Annotated in this window: 1 protein-coding gene; it reads left to right on the top strand. The window is 60.9% G+C overall.

Annotation, left to right across the window (positions count from 1 at the left end):
* Positions 1-368: IS630 family transposase (locus ACWGS9_RS35505; protein ID WP_454509520.1), on the top strand; the 368-nt coding region annotated here is incomplete at both ends.

The raw sequence follows: 368 nt of genomic DNA, 5'->3' as shown, positions 1-368 counted from the left end.
ACCGGGGCGGTGATCGGTCAGTGCTACAAGCGTCACCGGGCCACCGAATTCCTCGATTTCCTGAAGCGGATCGACGCCGAAATGCCCGATGGGCCGGACGTGCATCTGGTGATGGACAACTATGCGACCCACAAGACGCCGAGGATCAAGGCCTGGCTTGCGCGCCGCCCACACTGGCATGTTCACTTCACGCCAACGTCGGCATCCTGGATCAATCAGGTCGAGCGGTGGTTCGCCGAGCTGACGCGAAAGCAGTTGCAGCGCGGCGTACACCGTTCCACCGCAGAACTGGAGGCCGACATCGACGCATTCATCGAAACCCACAACGAAAACCCCACCCCATACAAGTGGGTCAAATCCGCCGACCA

Source organism: Mesorhizobium sp. Arg314, from assembly GCF_053714275.1.
Note: the sequence above shows the minus strand (reverse complement) of the source record. Positions and strands in the feature narration are given on the sequence as shown.